The 17,225-nt window shown below is 40.4% G+C and carries 19 protein-coding genes and 1 tRNA gene; 12 read left to right on the top strand and 8 right to left on the bottom strand.

Translation table 11 applies throughout. From position 1 onward, the window contains the following. Nucleotides 1–18 precede the first annotated feature (18 nt). Nucleotides 19–990, top strand: a complete 972-nt coding sequence (locus tag MB09_RS09630) for a T9SS type A sorting domain-containing protein (RefSeq protein WP_045080684.1) — start codon at nt 19–21, stop codon at nt 988–990. 181 nt (nt 991–1,171) lie between these two features. On the opposite strand, the gene rho is transcribed toward MB09_RS09630, so the two are convergent. Continuing rightward, on the bottom strand, nt 1,172–2,881 hold the full coding sequence (gene rho, locus MB09_RS09625) for a transcription termination factor Rho (RefSeq protein ID WP_045080683.1): 1,710 nt from the start codon (nt 2,879–2,881) through the stop codon (nt 1,172–1,174). Between the two features lie 203 nt (nt 2,882–3,084). Between rho and MB09_RS09620 the strand changes: the two genes are divergently transcribed. Beyond that, complete coding sequence (locus MB09_RS09620) at nt 3,085–3,495, top strand: DUF4293 domain-containing protein (RefSeq protein WP_045080682.1); 411 nt, start codon at nt 3,085–3,087, stop codon at nt 3,493–3,495. A gap of 142 nt (nt 3,496–3,637) precedes the next feature. Here MB09_RS09620 and MB09_RS09615 read toward each other — a convergent pair whose 3' ends face one another. Further along, on the bottom strand, nt 3,638–4,132 hold the full coding sequence (locus MB09_RS09615) for a metallophosphoesterase family protein (protein ID WP_045080681.1): 495 nt from the start codon (nt 4,130–4,132) through the stop codon (nt 3,638–3,640). 184 nt (nt 4,133–4,316) lie between these two features. Here MB09_RS09615 and truA point away from each other — a divergent pair, with 184 nt between their 5' ends. Together truA and MB09_RS09605 are read left to right on the top strand one after the other, a co-directional pair. After that, on the top strand, nt 4,317–5,078 hold the full coding sequence (gene truA / locus MB09_RS09610; protein ID WP_045080680.1) for a tRNA pseudouridine(38-40) synthase TruA: 762 nt from the start codon (nt 4,317–4,319) through the stop codon (nt 5,076–5,078). A gap of 98 nt (nt 5,079–5,176) precedes the next feature. After that, nucleotides 5,177–6,943 carry an ABC transporter ATP-binding protein gene (locus MB09_RS09605; protein ID WP_045080679.1) on the top strand — a complete coding sequence of 589 codons (1,767 nt, stop codon included), beginning with the start codon at nt 5,177–5,179 and terminating at the stop codon, nt 6,941–6,943. Between the two features lies 1 nt (nt 6,944). On the opposite strand, the gene cdaA is transcribed toward MB09_RS09605, so the two are convergent. Both cdaA and folP read right to left on the bottom strand, forming a co-directional pair. Next, nucleotides 6,945–7,718, bottom strand: a complete 774-nt coding sequence (gene cdaA, locus MB09_RS09600) for a diadenylate cyclase CdaA (RefSeq protein ID WP_045080678.1) — start codon at nt 7,716–7,718, stop codon at nt 6,945–6,947. 89 nt (nt 7,719–7,807) lie between these two features. Next, nucleotides 7,808–8,650, bottom strand: coding sequence for a dihydropteroate synthase (gene folP / locus MB09_RS09595; RefSeq protein WP_084709079.1), 843 nt, complete (start codon nt 8,648–8,650; stop codon nt 7,808–7,810). Nucleotides 8,651–8,780: 130 nt separating this feature from the next. On the opposite strand from folP, the gene MB09_RS09590 reads away from it, so the two are divergent. The 7 genes from MB09_RS09590 to MB09_RS09560 all read left to right on the top strand — a co-directional run bounded on the left by MB09_RS09590 (nt 8,781) and on the right by MB09_RS09560 (nt 14,776). Further along, nucleotides 8,781–9,323 (top strand): DUF1599 domain-containing protein, encoded by a 543-nt coding sequence (locus MB09_RS09590; RefSeq protein ID WP_045080677.1) that lies wholly within the window; start codon nt 8,781–8,783, stop codon nt 9,321–9,323. A gap of 25 nt (nt 9,324–9,348) precedes the next feature. Further along, nucleotides 9,349–11,061, top strand: coding sequence for a BT_3928 family protein (locus MB09_RS09585; RefSeq protein WP_045080676.1), 1,713 nt, complete (start codon nt 9,349–9,351; stop codon nt 11,059–11,061). Nucleotides 11,062–11,110: 49 nt separating this feature from the next. Next, nucleotides 11,111–12,187, top strand: coding sequence for an ABC transporter permease (locus tag MB09_RS09580; protein ID WP_045080675.1), 1,077 nt, complete (start codon nt 11,111–11,113; stop codon nt 12,185–12,187). A gap of 75 nt (nt 12,188–12,262) precedes the next feature. After that, nucleotides 12,263–12,739 carry a TlpA family protein disulfide reductase gene (locus MB09_RS09575; RefSeq protein WP_045080674.1) on the top strand — a complete coding sequence of 159 codons (477 nt, stop codon included), beginning with the start codon at nt 12,263–12,265 and terminating at the stop codon, nt 12,737–12,739. Next, the gene (gene tpiA, locus MB09_RS09570) at nt 12,736–13,491 is read left to right on the top strand and encodes a triose-phosphate isomerase (protein ID WP_045080673.1); all 756 of its coding nucleotides are present in this window, start codon (nt 12,736–12,738) and stop codon (nt 13,489–13,491) included. The genes MB09_RS09575 and tpiA overlap by 4 nt, the downstream gene beginning before the upstream one ends. A 143-nt stretch (nt 13,492–13,634) precedes the next feature. Then, a complete protein-coding gene (prmA, locus tag MB09_RS09565) occupies nt 13,635–14,462 on the top strand; it encodes a 50S ribosomal protein L11 methyltransferase (RefSeq protein WP_045080672.1) in 828 nt (275 codons plus the stop codon). 38 nt (nt 14,463–14,500) lie between these two features. Continuing rightward, the gene (locus tag MB09_RS09560) at nt 14,501–14,776 is read left to right on the top strand and encodes an ATP-dependent Clp protease adaptor ClpS (protein WP_045080671.1); all 276 of its coding nucleotides are present in this window, start codon (nt 14,501–14,503) and stop codon (nt 14,774–14,776) included. On the opposite strand, the gene MB09_RS16180 is transcribed toward MB09_RS09560, so the two are convergent. Together MB09_RS16180 and MB09_RS09555 are read right to left on the bottom strand one after the other, a co-directional pair. Continuing rightward, nucleotides 14,773–14,931, bottom strand: coding sequence for a hypothetical protein (locus tag MB09_RS16180; RefSeq protein ID WP_165586695.1), 159 nt, complete (start codon nt 14,929–14,931; stop codon nt 14,773–14,775). The genes MB09_RS09560 and MB09_RS16180 overlap by 4 nt on opposite strands. Nucleotides 14,932–15,183: 252 nt before the next feature. Continuing rightward, nucleotides 15,184–15,257: transfer RNA gene (locus MB09_RS09555), tRNA-Arg, on the bottom strand. Nucleotides 15,258–15,574: 317 nt separating this feature from the next. Here MB09_RS09555 and MB09_RS09550 point away from each other — a divergent pair. Continuing rightward, nucleotides 15,575–16,087, top strand: coding sequence for an adenine phosphoribosyltransferase (locus MB09_RS09550; RefSeq protein ID WP_045080670.1), 513 nt, complete (start codon nt 15,575–15,577; stop codon nt 16,085–16,087). Here MB09_RS09550 and MB09_RS09545 read toward each other — a convergent pair. Together MB09_RS09545 and MB09_RS09540 are read right to left on the bottom strand one after the other, a co-directional pair. Continuing rightward, nucleotides 16,084–16,236 (bottom strand): hypothetical protein, encoded by a 153-nt coding sequence (locus MB09_RS09545; protein WP_045080669.1) that lies wholly within the window; start codon nt 16,234–16,236, stop codon nt 16,084–16,086. The genes MB09_RS09550 and MB09_RS09545 overlap by 4 nt on opposite strands. A 66-nt stretch (nt 16,237–16,302) precedes the next feature. Next, on the bottom strand, nt 16,303–17,175 hold the full coding sequence (locus MB09_RS09540) for a hypothetical protein (RefSeq protein WP_045080668.1): 873 nt from the start codon (nt 17,173–17,175) through the stop codon (nt 16,303–16,305). Nucleotides 17,176–17,225: the final 50 nt, after the last annotated feature.

The following is a 17,225-nucleotide window of genomic DNA, read 5'->3' as shown; positions in this document are numbered from 1 at the left end:
ATTTAAAAACCTAAAAACATGAAAAAAATTACATTATCGTTAAGTATGTTGCTTATCAGTTTCGCAGCATTGTCACAATCTTTTGAAGCTGTATCAAACAGTGTTGCAACTCAAACAAACAGAGATATATCTGCTGTTTTATGGGATCAGCCTTCAGTAGGTGGAAGTGGTATTATTTCTGATTATTCAAGTTTAGAAGACATCGGAGTTTATTCAACTGATGATTTTGAATTGACCGCTAATAATTCCATCTCTACTATTACAGTTTACGGTTTTCAGAATGCCGGAACATTATCAACATTAATAACTGGATTTGATGTGTATATATATGCCAATTCTGCTACAAACACGCCAGATAGCAACCCATCCATTCCTGGTACTGGACTTCTTGAAATCGTTAACCTTGATCCTACTCCAGGTGGTGCACTTACCATTACTGAGGATGCAGGTAGCGTTACTTTCAGTGTAGATGTAACAGCTGCTAACGGAGGTACTTTCAGCTTGCCTGCAGGTAACTATTGGTTAGTCGCTTTTCCACGTTTAAATATTGCCCCAGTTTCTGATGGTACCAACAGATGGAATTGGTACGATGCGGGTGTTCCTGGAAACGGTATAAATGAGGCTCACTTAATTGATCCAGATGATGTTTTTGGAGCTGGAGCAACCGAGTGGACTTCTCTTACTGATTTAGGTGTAACTTTTGCTAGTGTTGCATTTACAATAGAAGGTGACGTTCTTGGTGTTAATGAGAACATTGCTAATTTAGTTTCTGTTTTCCCTAATCCTGCAACTAGTATTATCAACATTAAGAAAGCGTCTACAATAGATGTTTCTAGCGTTGATCTATTTGATGTATTGGGTAAAAAAGTTGGAGCTTCGTACAACAGTAACAATGGAACTGTAGATGTTTCTGGTCTTGCTCAAGGTGTATATGTATTGAGAGTAAATACAAATGCTGGAACACTTACTCAAAAAATTGTTAAGCAATAATAAGTACCTTATTAATTGAATATCGAAAAGGCTCCAATTAAAATTGGGGCTTTTTTTTATTCTGAAATTAAATACATTCGGCAATAGTAGTTTGTTTCATACTATCCATTGGTTCAAAAGAAAATCCCCCAGACAAAATAGATGTCTGGGGGATTTTCCTTTTTAATAATATAGAGTTTCTCTAACCGTTCATCGAGATAAGAAACTCTTCATTGTTCTTGGTCTGCTTGATACGATCATTGATGAACTCCATAGCTTCCACTGGGTTCATGTCAGCAAGATACTTCCTAAGTACCCACATGCGCTGTATTACGTTTTCATCAAGCAACAAATCGTCGCGACGCGTACTTGAAGAGGTAAGGTCAATTGCAGGGAAGATTCTTCGGTTTGAAATCTTTCTATCCAACTGAAGCTCCATATTTCCTGTTCCCTTAAATTCCTCAAAAATAACCTCGTCCATTTTAGAGCCGGTTTCAGTCAACGCTGTAGCGATGATACTTAACGAACCGCCATTTTCAATATTACGCGCGGCACCGAAGAAACGCTTCGGTTTGTGAAGCGCATTGGCATCCACACCACCACTCAATATCTTACCACTGGCAGGTTGCACGGTGTTATAAGCTCGCGCCAATCGCGTGATGGAGTCCAAGAGAATCACCACATCGTGGCCACATTCCACCAAACGCTTTGCTTTGTCGATTACGATATTGGCAACGCGAACGTGCTCGCTGGCTTCTTTGTCGAAGGTTGAAGCTACCACTTCGCCACGAACGTTTCGTTGCATATCGGTAACTTCCTCTGGACGTTCATCAATCAAAAGGACAATTTGGTAAACTTCAGGATGGTTTGCCGCTATTGCGTTTGCAATATCTTTCAGCAACATGGTTTTACCCGTTTTTGGTTGCGAAACAATCATACCCCGTTGTCCTTTTCCGATAGGAGCAAAAAGGTCAATAATACGGGTGGAAATGGTGCTTTGCTTATCGGCAAGGTTGAATTTTTCCTGTGGGAAAAGCGGCGTTAAATGTTCAAAGGAAACCCGATCGCGAACCACATTAGGGTTCAGGCCGTTAATTTTGTTCACCTTTATTAAAGGGAAATATTTTTCACCTTCTTTTGGCGGACGCACTTCGCCCAAAACCGTATCTCCGGTCTTTAACCCGAAAAGTCGAATCTGCGATTGCGATACATAAATATCATCGGGAGAGGAAAGGTAGTTGTAGTCGCTGGAGCGCAGAAAGCCGTAGCCGTCCTGCATAATGTCCAGCACGCCTTCGCTTTCAATGATGCCGTCAAACTCATAGTCCGGTTCACGGTAACGGTTGCGGGAGTCTTTGTTTCCGTTGCTTTTGTTGTCGTGTACGTTGCCGTCCTTCTGTTTGTGGTTTTGATGTTTTTGGCGGTTGTCAGAATTGTTGCTGTCGTTGCGCTGGTTTTTCTGACGGTTGTCGTTGCTGCTGGAGCTAGACTTTTGGTGTTGCGGTTTTTTATCGCTCTCTTTCTTATCCTTCCTGTCCTTATCGTTTCTATCGTTACTGGAACGCTTGTCATCCGCAGGTTTCTTCTTATCATCATCACTTTTCTTGTCGCGATGTTGTTTCTGAGGCTGGTTTTTCTTGTTTTTAGATTCCGTTTTGTGTGGACGGGGTTTCTGTTCTTTGGCAGGATTTTCATTTGAAGAAGCGCTTTTTTCTTCTTTCTTGGTTTCGGGTGCCGATTCCTCGGCTTTAATCACTGCTTTAACCGCTTTTGGGTTAGTAGCTTGGTAATCGAGAATTTGATATACCAAGTCCAATTTTTTTTGAGTGCGATATTTCGGCACGTTAAGCTCTTTGGCTATTTCCTGAAGTTCAGGTAGCTTTTTTTCTTTTAATTCTGAAATTTCAAACATGTAGAATATACTGTTGTTAATGTTGATACAAATGTGTTCCTTTTGAGAAGGTAAGTACGTTGAAAATTTTTTCGAAGACTAAGTAACCTTGATTGAGTTGGTTACGAATTGTTACTGCAATAATACAACAATAAATTAAAAACCACCGGTATTTTTTTTAAAAAGAAACAGTATTTTTGCTGCAGAATAGATTTTTGTAAAAAATGATCCAACGCATCCAAACCATTTATTTAGTCGTTTCTGCCATTGTAATTGGAGCTTTATTTATGTGGTTTCCGGTGGTGATTGGCACTGATGGTTCTGTAATTATGGAACGGAGTGAGCCCTTGATTTTTGGCCTGATATTTATTTCGATTGCGTTGGCAATAATTTCAATTTTAAGTTTCAAAAAACGGCAGTTGCAGTTTGTGCTCAACCGTTTGAACATCATATCAAACTTTGTATTACTGGGAGTTTTCGTTTACAGGTTGCTAACTTTATCCGGAGAGACTATTGTTTCAGAGAAGGGTATTGGGGTGCTTTTTCCCATCATTTCTATCGTATTTTTAGTGCTGGCCAACAAGGCCATAAAAAGGGATGAGGACCTCGTAAAATCTGTTGATCGTTTACGATAAACCGATCTTGGTATATTAGTGCAAGACCCCCGGAGTATGCCAACTTCGGGGGTTTTTTGTTTCTAAAATCCCCAATGCAAAATTCCAAATCCCAAATTCTGGAGTCAACCAATCAACGAATCAACGATTCCCAATTCCCGAATCAACGATTCCCAAATTCAATAACCTCCAGATTCTGGATTTTTTCCCCGTCAATCTCAAAACGCAGCATCGTGCGTACCTTTTGAAAACCGTGCTTTCCCACGGCCCCGGGATTCATATGGAGCAAGCCCGTGGTTTTATCGGGCATCACTTTCAATATATGCGAATGGCCACAAATAAAGATTTTTGGTGGATTGGAATAAATTTCCTGTCGGATTGACGGATTGTACCTTCCCGGATAGCCGCCAATGTGCGTAATCCACACCTCAACCCCTTCGCACATAAAACGGTTGTGGAGTGGAAATTCCATACGGGCTTCCGTGCTGTCAATATTACCGTAAACTGCTCGCAACGGCTTTAGTTTTTTGATTGCATCGGTAACCGAAAGGTCGCCAATATCGCCGGCGTGCCACACTTCGTCAGCCTGTTTTACGTAGCTCAGTATTTTTTCGTCAATATAGCTGTGGGTATCGCTGAGAAGTAGGATTTTTTTCAAAATGGGCTGTTTGGTTGTTAAGTTACTAAGTTATTGGGTTATTAAGTTATGACTTGTTTTCAAATTTAAACAACTTTTAAATCAAATAGCGCAAACAAACCTCTCGGCTCCTCAATTTTTAAACTTTTAAACCCATAAACTCCTAAACTAAAATCGTAATTTTGTCAATTCTGAAAAAATCCAAGTGCGATATTTTATTGAAATAGCCTATAACGGAAAAAATTATTTTGGATGGCAGCGCCAGCCCGAACAGATTAGCGTGCAGCAGGTTTTAGAGGAGACCATTTCAATTTTGCTTCGGAAGGAAATAAAACTCACCGGAGCGGGAAGGACCGATACCGGCGTACATGCCAAACAGCTTTTCGCACATTTCGATAGTGATGAGATTGAAAATTCTGATGACTTTATTTTTAGAATGAATTCCTTTCTTCCGAAGGATATTTCAATAAGGAATATTTTTGAGGTAAAGGAAGATGCGCATGCGCGATTTGACGCAGTGGAACGGGAATACGAATACGTTATTTCATTAGAAAAAGACCCGTTTTCACAGGATTTTGCGTTTCAAATAAACAATACGCCAAATGTTGCTTTAATGGACCAAGCCGCTGAAATGCTATTGGCCCATAGAGATTTTCAATGCTTTTCACGCTCGCGGACCGATGTAAAAACGTACAATTGTACCATCGTAAAAGCATTTTGGGAAGCTACGGATAATAGGCTTATTTTTACCATTGCCGCCGACCGTTTTTTGCGAAATATGGTCCGCGCCATCGTCGGGACGCTTTTGGATGTAGGTTACGGAAAGACTACCCTGGAAGATTTTAAGGCAATATTGAAAAGTAAAAGTAGGGAAGAAGCTGGTGCATCCGCGCCGGCGCACGGATTGTATTTGACGAAAGTTGTTTATCCTGAAAGTATTTTTAAAAGAACTGAGAAAAAAGAATAAAGAACAAAGAACAGAGAAATCCCTAATCACAAATCACAAATTAACGAATCCCAAATTAACAAATCCCGAATCACCAATTAACGAATTAACAAAAAACCGTGTCAGAAACCACAGGAAACGCATTCGATTTTAAGCTTTTTAAGCGATTGCTGGCTTTTACAAAGCCCTATCGGCTTGTGTTTTATTTTGTCGCTTTTGCCGCAATCATAATGTCCGGCCTTGCCGTGCTGCGACCCTATCTTTTGAAATTGGCCATAGACAATTCCATGGTTCCAAAAGATGGCGATGGCTTTATGAAGTACATCATTTTAATGGTGGTCGTACTTATGCTGGAAGTGATATTTCAATTCGCCTTTATATTTTACACCAACTGGCTTGGCCAAAGTGTAATTCGCGATATGCGCCAAAAGCTCTTCCGATTGATGATGAGTTTCAAGATGAAATATTTTGATAAAAGTGCCGTGGGAAGATTGACCACCCGCGCCGTAAACGATGTGGAAACCATTTCCAGTATTTTCAGCGAAGGCTTGTTTATGATTATTAGCGACCTATTGAAAATGCTCGTAATCGCGGGGTTTATGCTTTACCAAAGCTGGCGGTTGTCGCTCATTGTTTTTATTGTTTTGCCCTTTATTCTCTATGCCACCCGTGTGTTCCAAAAAGCGATGAAAGTAGCTTTTGAAGACGTTCGAAACCAAGTTGCAAACCTAAATACCTTTGTGCAGGAGCGCATCACGGGGATGAAAATAGTTCAGATTTTCACCCGAGAAAAAACCGAATACGAACGTTTTCAGGAAATAAACAAAGACCACCGAAAGGCTTGGATAAAAACCGTTTGGTACAACTCTATTTTCTTCCCAATTGCCGAAACCGCTGGGGCCGTGGCCACTGGTTTGGTCGTCTGGTACGGCGGATTGAATGTTATTGGCGGAGGCGTGGTTACCCTCGGTATTATTACGGCTTTTATACAATATGCCGAAATGCTTTTCCGACCGCTACGGCAGATTGCTGATAAATTTAATACCCTTCAAATGGGGATGGTTGCGGCGAACCGCGTTTTCGGAATTCTCGATACAAAATCGCACATCGCTGATACCGGCACGGTTGATTATACCAGCACCAAAGGCGAAATTGAATTCAAAAATGTGCATTTCGGGTATAATGAGGATGAAGAAGTAATAAAGGGAATTTCCTTTAAGGCAAATCCCGGTGAAACGGTTGCCATTGTAGGTGCTACCGGAGCCGGAAAAAGTACGATTATCAATCTCTTAAACCGATTTTACGAAATAAACAGCGGTGATATTTTGATTGACGGTATTTCTCTGAAGGATTATAAATTGGCGTCACTTCGGGGGCAGATAGCTGTGGTTTTGCAGGATGTATTCCTCTTTGCCGATTCAATTTTGAACAATATTACGCTGAACAACCCAAACATTTCTGAAGAAGAAGTAATAGCAGCGGCAAAGGAAATTGGTGTCCATAAATTCATACAATCGCTTCCCGATGGCTATCATTATAATGTGAAGGAACGCGGCAGCATGCTTTCCTCGGGGCAGCGACAGCTCATTTCATTTTTGCGCGCCTATGTTAGCAAGCCCAGCATTTTGGTTTTGGACGAGGCCACTTCTTCTGTAGATACCTATTCCGAGGAATTGATTCAAACGGCTACTGATAAAATCACCAAAGACCGAACTTCAATAGTAATCGCACATAGATTGGCCACCATTAAAAAAGCCGATAAAATTATAGTGATGGATGCTGGTAAAATTATGGAGGAGGGCACGCACAAAGAATTGTTGAAAGTTGAAAATGGTTTTTATAGGAATCTTTACGAGGTGCAGTTTATGGCAGAGGAAGCTATTTAATTTAGCTCAAATCCTTCTTCAAAATTTTCAACAGTTCATCCGTATCCTCGAAAAGTACAAAATCGCCATCCTTTAAATATGAAATCTGACCGTTTTCTTCGGAAACAACCAAACACACGGCATCGGTTTTTTCAGTAATACCAACGGCTGCGCGGTGCCGAAGTCCAAAGCGCAACGGTATCTTTTTGTCATTTGAAACGGGCAGAATAACCCGGGTTGCCGTAATTCTATTTTCTTCAATAATCATAGCGCCATCGTGCAAGGGGCTGTTTTTAAAAAAGATGCTTTCAATAATGGGCTGGTTTACTTCAAGGTTCATTTCATCCCCAGTATTTTTTACAAAATCCAGACTATTGTTGCGCTGGAGAACGATTAACGCTCCGGTGTGCGAAGCGGACATTTTTTTGCAGGCGGCTATAATTCCCTGTAAATTGGTTTTAAGACCGCCGTCATTTCCAGAGAATTTAAACTGTTTCAGAAATCTTCGGCGGGCGTTGAAATTCGTTGAACCCAACATCAACAGAAATTTTCGTATTTCGGGTTGAAAAACCACCACCAAAGCAAACATACCAACCCCCAAAAAACCACCGAGAATCTTGCTCAAAAGCTCCATTTCCAAAAGTTGGGTAACCACGTAAATGGCGTAAACAATGATAATACCCACCAAAATATTGATGGCAACGGTGCCTTTCACCAAATTATAGAGGTAATACAGCAGGAATGCCACCAGCACAATGTCCACAATATCTATAATCCGAATGTCGAGAAAATCCAAGGGTGTGCGTTTTTTTGTAAAAGTAGTTTAAAAATTGATTCTTTTGAAACTGTTGTTTCTATTGATGCTATTGTTTTTTTGGGTTAATTTTATCGCTCATACCTCATCCCACAAACCTCACTCCTTAATTTTACACATTCAACCGCTTCCTTTACATCGTGTACCCGAAGAATTTTTCCTTCTTTTAAAAGCGCGATGGTGTTGAGCGAAGTGGTGCCGTTTAAAGCATTTTCCGCAGAAGTTTCCAGTGTTTTGTATATAAAGGATTTTCGTGAAACGCCTACCAAAATGGGAACATCCAAATTCTGAAAAAGCTCCAAATTATTTAAAAGTTGAAAACTTTGTTCGCGGGTTTTTGCAAAGCCAAAACCGGGGTCGGCAATAATATCGTTGATTCCTACTGCTCGGGCGAGCGCGATTTTTTCGGCTAAATCTTTTAAAACTTCGAGAGTCACATTTTTATAATCGGTAAGTTTTGCCATCGTTTTTGGCGTGCCGCGCATGTGCATCAAAACGTAAGGAACTTTCAACTTTGCAACGGTTTTGTGCATTTCGGCATCCAAAGTTCCGCCGGAGACATCATTTACAATCGCTGCTCCGGCTTCCACGGCTTTTTTTGCAATCTCGTTTCGGAAAGTATCTACGGAAATCAACGCTTCGGGAAATCTTTTCAGAATACATTCAACGGCTTCAACAGCCCTTCTAATTTCTTCGGTTTCTGAAATTTCCTCAGCGCCCGGCCGAGTGCTGTAACCGCCAACATCCAAGAACGTAGCACCTTCGGAAAGCATTCTTTCGGCCTGCTTTAAAATTTCCTTTTCTGAAAACGTTTTTCCGCCGTCATAAAACGAATCGGGCGTTACATTAATGATGCCCATCACTTTGGGTACGGAGAGGTCTATAAGGTTGCCGCGGCAATTAAGGGTCTGCAATTCTTTAAATTTTAGTTTTCAAAATTCGGCTTTTTTAATGGAATGTGCCGATTCCACAATAACTTTAAGCGTTCAACTTTGAACTTTGAACTATTTAAGCGAAATTTACGCAAAATCTTACACATCACTAATGGCCGATACTTCAAATCAATACAACGACCAGATTGAAAAATGCAGGGAACTGTTTATCAAGAAAATGCACGATTACGGAAGTGCGTGGCGCATTCTCAGGCTTCCGTCCCTTACCGACCAAATTTTTATAAAGGCACAGCGCATCCGTGGTTTGCAGCAAAATGCGGAGCGAAAAATTGAAGAGGACGAAACGAGCGAGTTTATCGGGATTGTAAATTATTCCATAATGGCGCTTATTCAATTGGATAAAGGCGTGGTGGAGCAGCCCGACCTGTCTTTGGAAGAGGCCACCCAACTTTATGATGAGCAGGTTGCGAAAACCAAACAGTTGATGATGGACAAAAACCACGATTACGGCGAGGCGTGGCGTGATATGCGGGTAAGTTCGCTGACGGATTTGATTCTTCAGAAATTACTGCGCGTAAAACAAATTGAAAACAATAGCGGCAAAACCCTAGTTTCGGAAGGGATTGATGCCAATTATCAGGATATGATAAATTATGCGGTTTTTGCGCTGATTCATTTAGAAGAAAGAAGATAGAATAAAGAAAAAAGACTTAGAAGGGATGAAAATATTAGTAGGAATATCACGAATAATTGTTGGAGTACTTTTTATAATCAGTGGATTGATAAAGCTGAACGACCCCGTTGGCTTTTCATTTAAGCTGAAGGATTATTTCGCACCCGAAGTTTTGGATCTTGGGTTTTTGGTGCCGTATGCTTTGCTGATTGCAATACTTGTCGTCATTTTTGAAGTGCTGCTGGGCGTGGCATTGCTATTGGGTTACCTCAAAAAATTTACCCTTTGGGCCTTGTTGCTGATGATCGTATTTTTCACATTTCTCACATTTTATTCAGCATATTTCAACAAGGTAACCGATTGCGGCTGCTTTGGCGATGCCATAAAACTCACGCCTTGGGAATCTTTCACAAAAGATATCGTGCTCCTCATTTTGATTTTGATACTTTTTGTAGGAAGAAAATATATTCAGCCTTTTTTCACAAAAGGGATACGCAGTATTCTCATATTTGCATCTTTCGTTTTCTGTCTCGGGATTACCTATTATGTTTTGTTGCATCTCCCGATTATCGATTTCCGTCCGTATAAAATTGGCGCGAATATTGAGGAAGGAATGACCGTTCCCGAAGATGCGCCAGGCCCTATTTATGAATATAAGTGGAAATTCAACATTAATGGCGAAGAAAAGGTTATCACTACAAACGGCGAATATCCACAGGTTGACGGCGAATTGATAAGTACTGAAACCGAAATGATACAGGAGGGCTACACCCCGCCAATCCACGATTTTACGATGGAAAGGGATGGTGAGGATTACACCGAACAATTTCTAAATGAAGAAAATTTAGTGGTTGTGATCGCATACAGTTTGGGCAATACCGAAAAGGACGGTTACATTCCTATAAAAGAGGTGACCGATAAAGCCTTAAAAAATGGTTATAATGTGATTGGCCTTTCGGCTTCTTCACAGGAAATGACCGAAGCTTTGACGGAAAAATATAAGTTGAATTTCAAATTTTACTTCTGCGATGAAACTACACTGAAAACCATCGTGCGCAGTAATCCGGGAATTTTGGAATTGGACAACGGAACTATAAAACAAAAGCTTCACTGGAACGATGCCCAAAAATTGCAGCTTCCCGTAGTTGAAAATGCAAAGCCCAAATTGGACCTTTCCTTAAAACAGCGTTTGGACAGCATTGCGGTGCTCGACCAAAAATACAGAAAGTTGATGCAGACGAATTCTTTGGAAGAAAGAAAGAAATTGGGGGAAAGTATGGGCCTTTCCGAAGCTGAATACAGCGGAGATCTTTCACAAATGCAAAGAGTTTTGGATAGTGTAAACATGGTTTTTATTGAAAAATATTTTATTCAAAAAGGCTATCCGGGCAAATCTGTAGTTGGTGAAGAATCAAGTCTTGTTGCGTGGAATGTGCTACAACACAACCCCGATAAAATCCCACTTTATTTGCCGTTGGTAAAAAAAGCTGCCGAAACTGGCGAAATACCCAAAACCTCCGCCGCAATGATGGAAGACCGCTATTTGATGATGGAAGGGAAACCACAAATTTATGGCACGCAAGGAATGACCTATGACGATGCCCGGGGCTCATTTATATGGCCCATTGAAAATCCTGAAACGGTAAACCAAAGAAGAAAAGAAGCAGGTTTTGAAGAAACTGTTGAGGAATATGCCAAAATACTTTTCGGCCAAGATTTTGAATACAAACCTCTTACCATCGACCAAATTAAGAAGTAGCCAAAGCCAAAGCTATAAATAATAACAATAAGTAATAAAAAATAGAAAAGTGGGGAGTTACATACTTCAAAAATTGGGTTATGCCTTGCTCACGTTGTTTGGGGTTGTGACCGTGATTTTTCTGCTTTTCACAATCCTTCCCGGCGACCCCGCGCGCATGATGCTCGGCCAAAACGAAACCGCGGAACAACTTGCCGTTGTAAAAAAGAAATACGGTTTTGACCAGCCTGTTTCGGTGCAATATGTACGGTATTTGAATGATTTGTCGCCCATATCCTTTCACAGTAAAAATCCAGACGATTACACCTTTCTTTCCGAGGGAAAATACAATGCGGCAAAATTATTCTCTGCCGGAAATACAAACGTGGTTTTAAAAACGCCCTATTTGCGCGAATCCTTTCAAAAGAACGGAAAAGAGGTTAGCGAGGTGATAGCGGAAACACTTCCAAATACCTTTATTCTCGCGGTTTCAGCAATTGTTATCGCAATGATAATTGGGGTTTTCCTCGGAATTATTTCCGTGCTTTTTAAGGATGGGTTTATCGATAAAGCCATTCAATTGGTAAGCACGTTGGGGATGAGTGTTCCCTCATTTTTCAGTGCGATTATCTTTGCGTGGATTTTCGGTTTTTTGCTTCACGAATACACAAATTTGAATATGACGGGAAGCCTGTACGAAGTGGACGATTTCGGAAACGGCAAATACATTCAATGGAAAAATTTAATACTTCCGGCCATTGTTTTGGGCATCCGGCCGTTGGCCGTTGTGAGTCAGTTGATGCGCAATTCATTACTTGAGGTTTTGAACCAGGATTATATTCGCACCGCAAAAGCGAAGGGACTTTCCTATTATCAAATTATAAAAAAACATGCACTTAAAAATTCATTGAATCCGGTAGTTACGGCCATTTCGGGTTGGTTTGCAAGTATGCTGGCGGGAGCAGTTTTTGTGGAATACATTTTCGGGTGGAACGGACTGGGAAAGGAAATCGTCAACGCCCTGAACACGCTCGATTTGCCTGTAATTATGGGAGCTGTAATCGTAATAGCCACATTGTTCATTATAATCAATATTTTTGTGGATATAATTTACGGTTGGCTCGATCCGAAAATCAGTCGGCAGTGATCAGTAAGCAGTAACCAGTCTTGTAGGCTTGCGATTTATAGCGTGCCCATTAATCAGTAGATAAAACAATTTTTTATGAAAACACTAATTGCCTTACTTTTATTTGTAGGCTTTGCACAAGCCCAGCAAATATCCTTTTCCGAAGCTGCATTGAACGAAAAGTTTCTTTCTGAAAATAATGTGGAAATAAGCTTTTCAGAAATACTTCAACAGTACAAAGGGAAAACCGTATTTATAGACATTTGGGCCAGTTGGTGCAAGGACTGTATCGAGGGAATGCCGAAGGTGCAAAAGCTGCGTGAGGAAAACTCGGAAGTTGTTTTTCTTTTCCTTTCCTTGGACAAGGAAATCGAAAGCTGGAAACACGGCATTGAAAAATACGGCGTTGTGGGCGAAAACTACTTTATCCCCGCAGGGTGGAAGGGCGATTTTTGTTCTTCCATAGATTTGGACTGGATTCCCAGATATATGGTTGTGAATGCCGAAGGCGAAATCAGCCTTTATAAAGCCATTGAAACTAATGATAAAAATCTTTTAAAAGTATTGAAATGAGAAAAAAAATAGTAGCTGGAAATTGGAAAATGAACAACGATTTGGCCGAAACCGAAATGTTTTTGGTCGAACTTAAAAAGCAGGTATTTCCGGAAGATGTAGTGGTTATGATAGCGCCGCCGTTTACGAGTTTGAACCATACCTTCCGGTCCTTGCGCGAGCATCCTGTAGCGCTTGCCGCACAGAATATGCACCAGAGCAATGAAGGCGCTTTTACGGGTGAAATTTCCGCAAAAATGCTGAAAAGTGTAGGGGCAAGCACCGTTATTTTGGGCCACAGCGAGCGACGTGCGTATTTTAACGAAGACAGCGCCATATTGGCCGAAAAAGTGAATACGGCGCTCGAAAACGAAATGACCATTATTTTCTGTATCGGTGAGGAATTGGATGATCGAAAAAAGGGAAGCCATTTCGAATTGATAAAAACGCAACTTTCCAAGGGTCTTTTCCATATTGCTGACGAAGCTTGGGAAAATATCATTATTGCTTACGAACCCGTTTGGGCAATAGGAACTGGTGAAACCGCAAGCCCAGAACAGGCTCAGGAAATGCACAAATTCATAAGAGAGGCCATTGCGGAAAATTATTCAAAAGCAATAGCCGACAAAGTTTCAATTCTCTACGGAGGAAGTGTAAAACCCGACAATGCTTCGGAAATCTTTGGGCAGGATGACGTTGACGGAGGTCTTATTGGCGGAGCTTCGCTAAAGGTTGAGAGTTTTATGAAAATTGTAAATTCCTTCGAAAAGTAAATACACAATTAATCTAAAGCACCAGAAAACTAAATCCCAAATCCCAAATTCCAAATTCCAAATCCCAAGTTTGAGATTTGTTTTTTGGTTTTTTGGAATTTATTTGGGATTTGGCACTTGTAATTTCGAATTTTTAAAAAACTATGAATTATATAGAATACATTTTTAAAGTGAGCCCGCTCCAACCAGGTACCGAAATCCTGATTGCCGAATTGGGATACGTCGGTTTTGAAAGTTTTGTTGAAACCGAGGAAGGCGTTACGGCCTATATTCAAAAGGATGATTGGAACGAGCATATTTTGAAAGACATAAATATTCTCGATTCTGACGAATTTAAAATTGAATATACCTTTTCAGAAATAGAACAAATCAACTGGAATTCTGAATGGGAAAAGAACTTCGACCCCATTGAAGTTGACGGAAAATGTACCGTTCGCGCGCCATTTCACCCAAATAAAAATTTTGAATACGAAATAGTAATCGAGCCGAAAATGTCCTTCGGAACGGGCCACCACGAAACTACCTTTATGATGCTCCAGTTTATTTTGGAAAACGATTTTAAGGGGAAAACGGTGCTCGATATGGGCTGCGGCACGGCGGTTTTGGCAATTTTGGCAGAAATGCGCGGCGCTTCAAAGCTGGATGCCATTGATATTGACGAGTGGTGTTTTGAGAATTCATTGGAAAATATTCAAAGAAACGATTGCCAAAATATTTCAGTGTTTCTGGGCGATGCCTCGCTGCTGAAGGAAAAAAAATATGACGTGATTATTGCCAACATCAACCGAAATATTCTCTTGAACGATATGGAGGCCTACCGAAACTGTTTGGATAAGGGTGGGGAACTTTACCTAAGCGGATTTTATAATGAGGATTTGCCAATTATTAAAGAAGCTTGCAATAATCTGGGTTTTACCTTCGTTGAAAACAAGGAGAAAAACAAATGGGTTGCGGCTAAGTTTAAAATTTAGTAAATTTCATTTGTATTAGGAATTTTACAAACGATAGTATGAGTACCAGAGAAAAAATCCAAGAAGAGGTAGAGGTTGCAGAAAAGGAGAGCAATCTCAATGAAATTGTGCTTTACAACGATGATGTAAACACGTTTGATCACGTTATTAATAGCCTAATTTTCGCTTGCGAACATACCCCAGAACAGGCCGAGCAATGCTCGATTATTGTGCATTATAAAGGAAAATGTACCGTGAAAACAGGAGAATTTAACGAATTAAAACCGCGCTGTACGATGCTGTTGGAAGCGGGATTGAGCGCAGAAATAATTTAAAACCACTCAAAGTACAAGCCTGAAACGATTACCGCTATTATTAAAATAATCAATACAGTAATAATAAAACCTGCGCCGAAGCGGGTTTTTTTATTGTCCTGAAGAATATAGTCTCTTTCTTTTTCGTTGTCGGAGTCCTTAACTATTTTGGTCATTTTTTGATGGTTTTAAAATGTCCAAAATACTTAAAAAAATTGAAGTTTTTATAAAAATCAAAGCATAAAAAACCACGTATCTCAAAAACCTGGTTTATCGCTGAGGGATCTTGCGGGGATTAACTAAACATGGTTCCTGTAAACCTCCGCTTTGAAAATTACAAAAAGAATCACTTCGCGAGTTTAAAAAAAAGAAGCGAGCTTCATTTTTGAAACTCGCTTCCGTAATTCACCTTTTTTGTGATTTATTTGTGACCTTGCCAGGATTCAAACCTGGAACCTCCTGAGCCGTAATCAGGTGCGCTATTCAGTTGCGCCACAAGGCCATTATTTCAGATTTTTTAAAACTTCGCAGTTTTTGCGGTCTTGCCAGCCCCTACGCTTCGGGGAAACCTGGAGCCTCTTGAGCCGTAATCAGGTCTGCTATTCTCCCGATAGCTATCGGGATGCGCCACAAGGCCATTATTTCAGATTTTTTAAAACTTCGCAGTTTTTGCGATCTTGCCGGCCCCTACGCTTCTGGGAAACCTAGACCTTCCCGAATCGAGTTCGGGATGCGCTACAAAGCCGAATTAATTTCGCTTTAAGCGGGTGCAAATATATTTCTTTTTAACTTGCAAGGCAAATTAATACCTGCAAAAATATGGATTTAACTAAATATATTCGAAATATTGAAAACTTTCCCAAGGCTGGCGTCCATTTTAAGGACATCACTCCATTGCTTGGCGATAGCGAGGCCGTTGCCAGTTGCGTTGAGCAATTAGTGGTTTTAATTGGGGATAAAAAAATAGATAAAGTTGCAGCTATAGAGTCACGCGGCTTTTTCTTCGGAACACTTTTGGCACAAAAGCTAAATGCTGGCTTCGTGCCCATCAGAAAACCGGGGAAGCTTCCCTATAAAACCAGAAAAGAGCCATACCAATTGGAATACGGGCTTGATGCACTTGAAATTCATGAAGATGCGATTAAAAAAGGAGAGCGGGTGCTGTTGCACGACGATGTTTTGGCGACAGGCGGAACGGCGCGCGCTGCGTGTAATTTAATTGAACAATTGGGCGGAGAGATTGTGCAGTGTAATTTCCTGCTCGAACTGGAATTTCTAAAGGGGATCAACAAACTTAGAAGCCATCCCGTGCAATCTTTACTGAAATTTTAATCCAAAGCGTTTTTTGTGACCCACAATTTATAGGCAAAGATGGCCATTTGAAGTTTTGAGGCCTTCGATAGATCCACTCCCTTTTTTGTAAAACTAGGAAGCAGCTTGCTATTTACTTTTGAAAGGAATTTGAAAAATTTCTTCTTCATATTTATTTAAATTGAATATGAATGTAGGCATTTATCGATAAAAAGTTTTTAAAGTGATGTTAAAACCTATTCGGCACTTTTCATAATTGTGTGCTGTTTATCTACCGCCAACGTGATGTTTTTTATGCCTTCCTTTCCATTGCCAAAAGTTGAAGTAGAAACAGAGCCGTTTCTGTTGTCGATTGTAATGGAAATATGTGTTATTTCGTTCTTATCATTTCGCTCCAGATTATTGTACTTGAATGAAATATCCGCAGCATCGTAGCTCTTTTGAAGCTCCAATAGCTCTAAATCGGTAGTGTTTTTGGTTATCACGTTTGGAGAGCCTTTAAAGTCCATGGTACTTTTGGTTATTGCTCCATTTGCCTTGTTCAGGCTATCCCTTCGGTTTTGCATGCGCATTTTCATTTCGGCCCGTCTTTCCGCCATTTCCTTTTTCATTTGTGCTCTTCTTTCTTCCATGGCGCGGCGTTGGTCATTATAATTTTTATCAGAATCGTCCAAATCCCGTTTTCCACTTCCTTGGCTAATAAAGGCCTGATTCGAGCTGCCGGCGCTTTTAATGGAAATCCGGCTTCCTTCAGAAACTATTACAATATCATTGATGGGATGCTCGCTGCTCACGCTATAATTTCCTGAGTTGTTATTACCGTCCTTATACCGAATGGTAATGGCAATAATTTCGTTTTTGTCATTATAAACCACGTTAGAATAATCAAACCCCAATCCGTTGGCCTCCATCTGCTCCTTAATATTCTGTAGTTCCTCAAGCGTTGTCATTTTTGTAATTACCAGCGTAAGCTGTTTCCCTGGCATTAGCTTATTCTGAATATTTCGCGCTTCGGTATTATGACCAAAAGATGGAAAAGCGAAACAGGATAATGCCAAAATAGAAAAGACTGAAAGATTTTGAATCACTTTTTTGATATGTGTTTTCATAAGTATATCTAAATTAAAAAATGTGTCTTGTAAAAGAAAATGGGAACCGT

The sequence above is a fragment of the Aequorivita vladivostokensis genome (assembly GCF_000952855.1).
GTDB classification, from domain to species: domain Bacteria; phylum Bacteroidota; class Bacteroidia; order Flavobacteriales; family Flavobacteriaceae; genus Aequorivita; species Aequorivita vladivostokensis.
The sequence above is the reverse complement of the archived record's forward strand: the minus strand, read 5'-3'. Positions and strand labels throughout refer to the sequence as shown.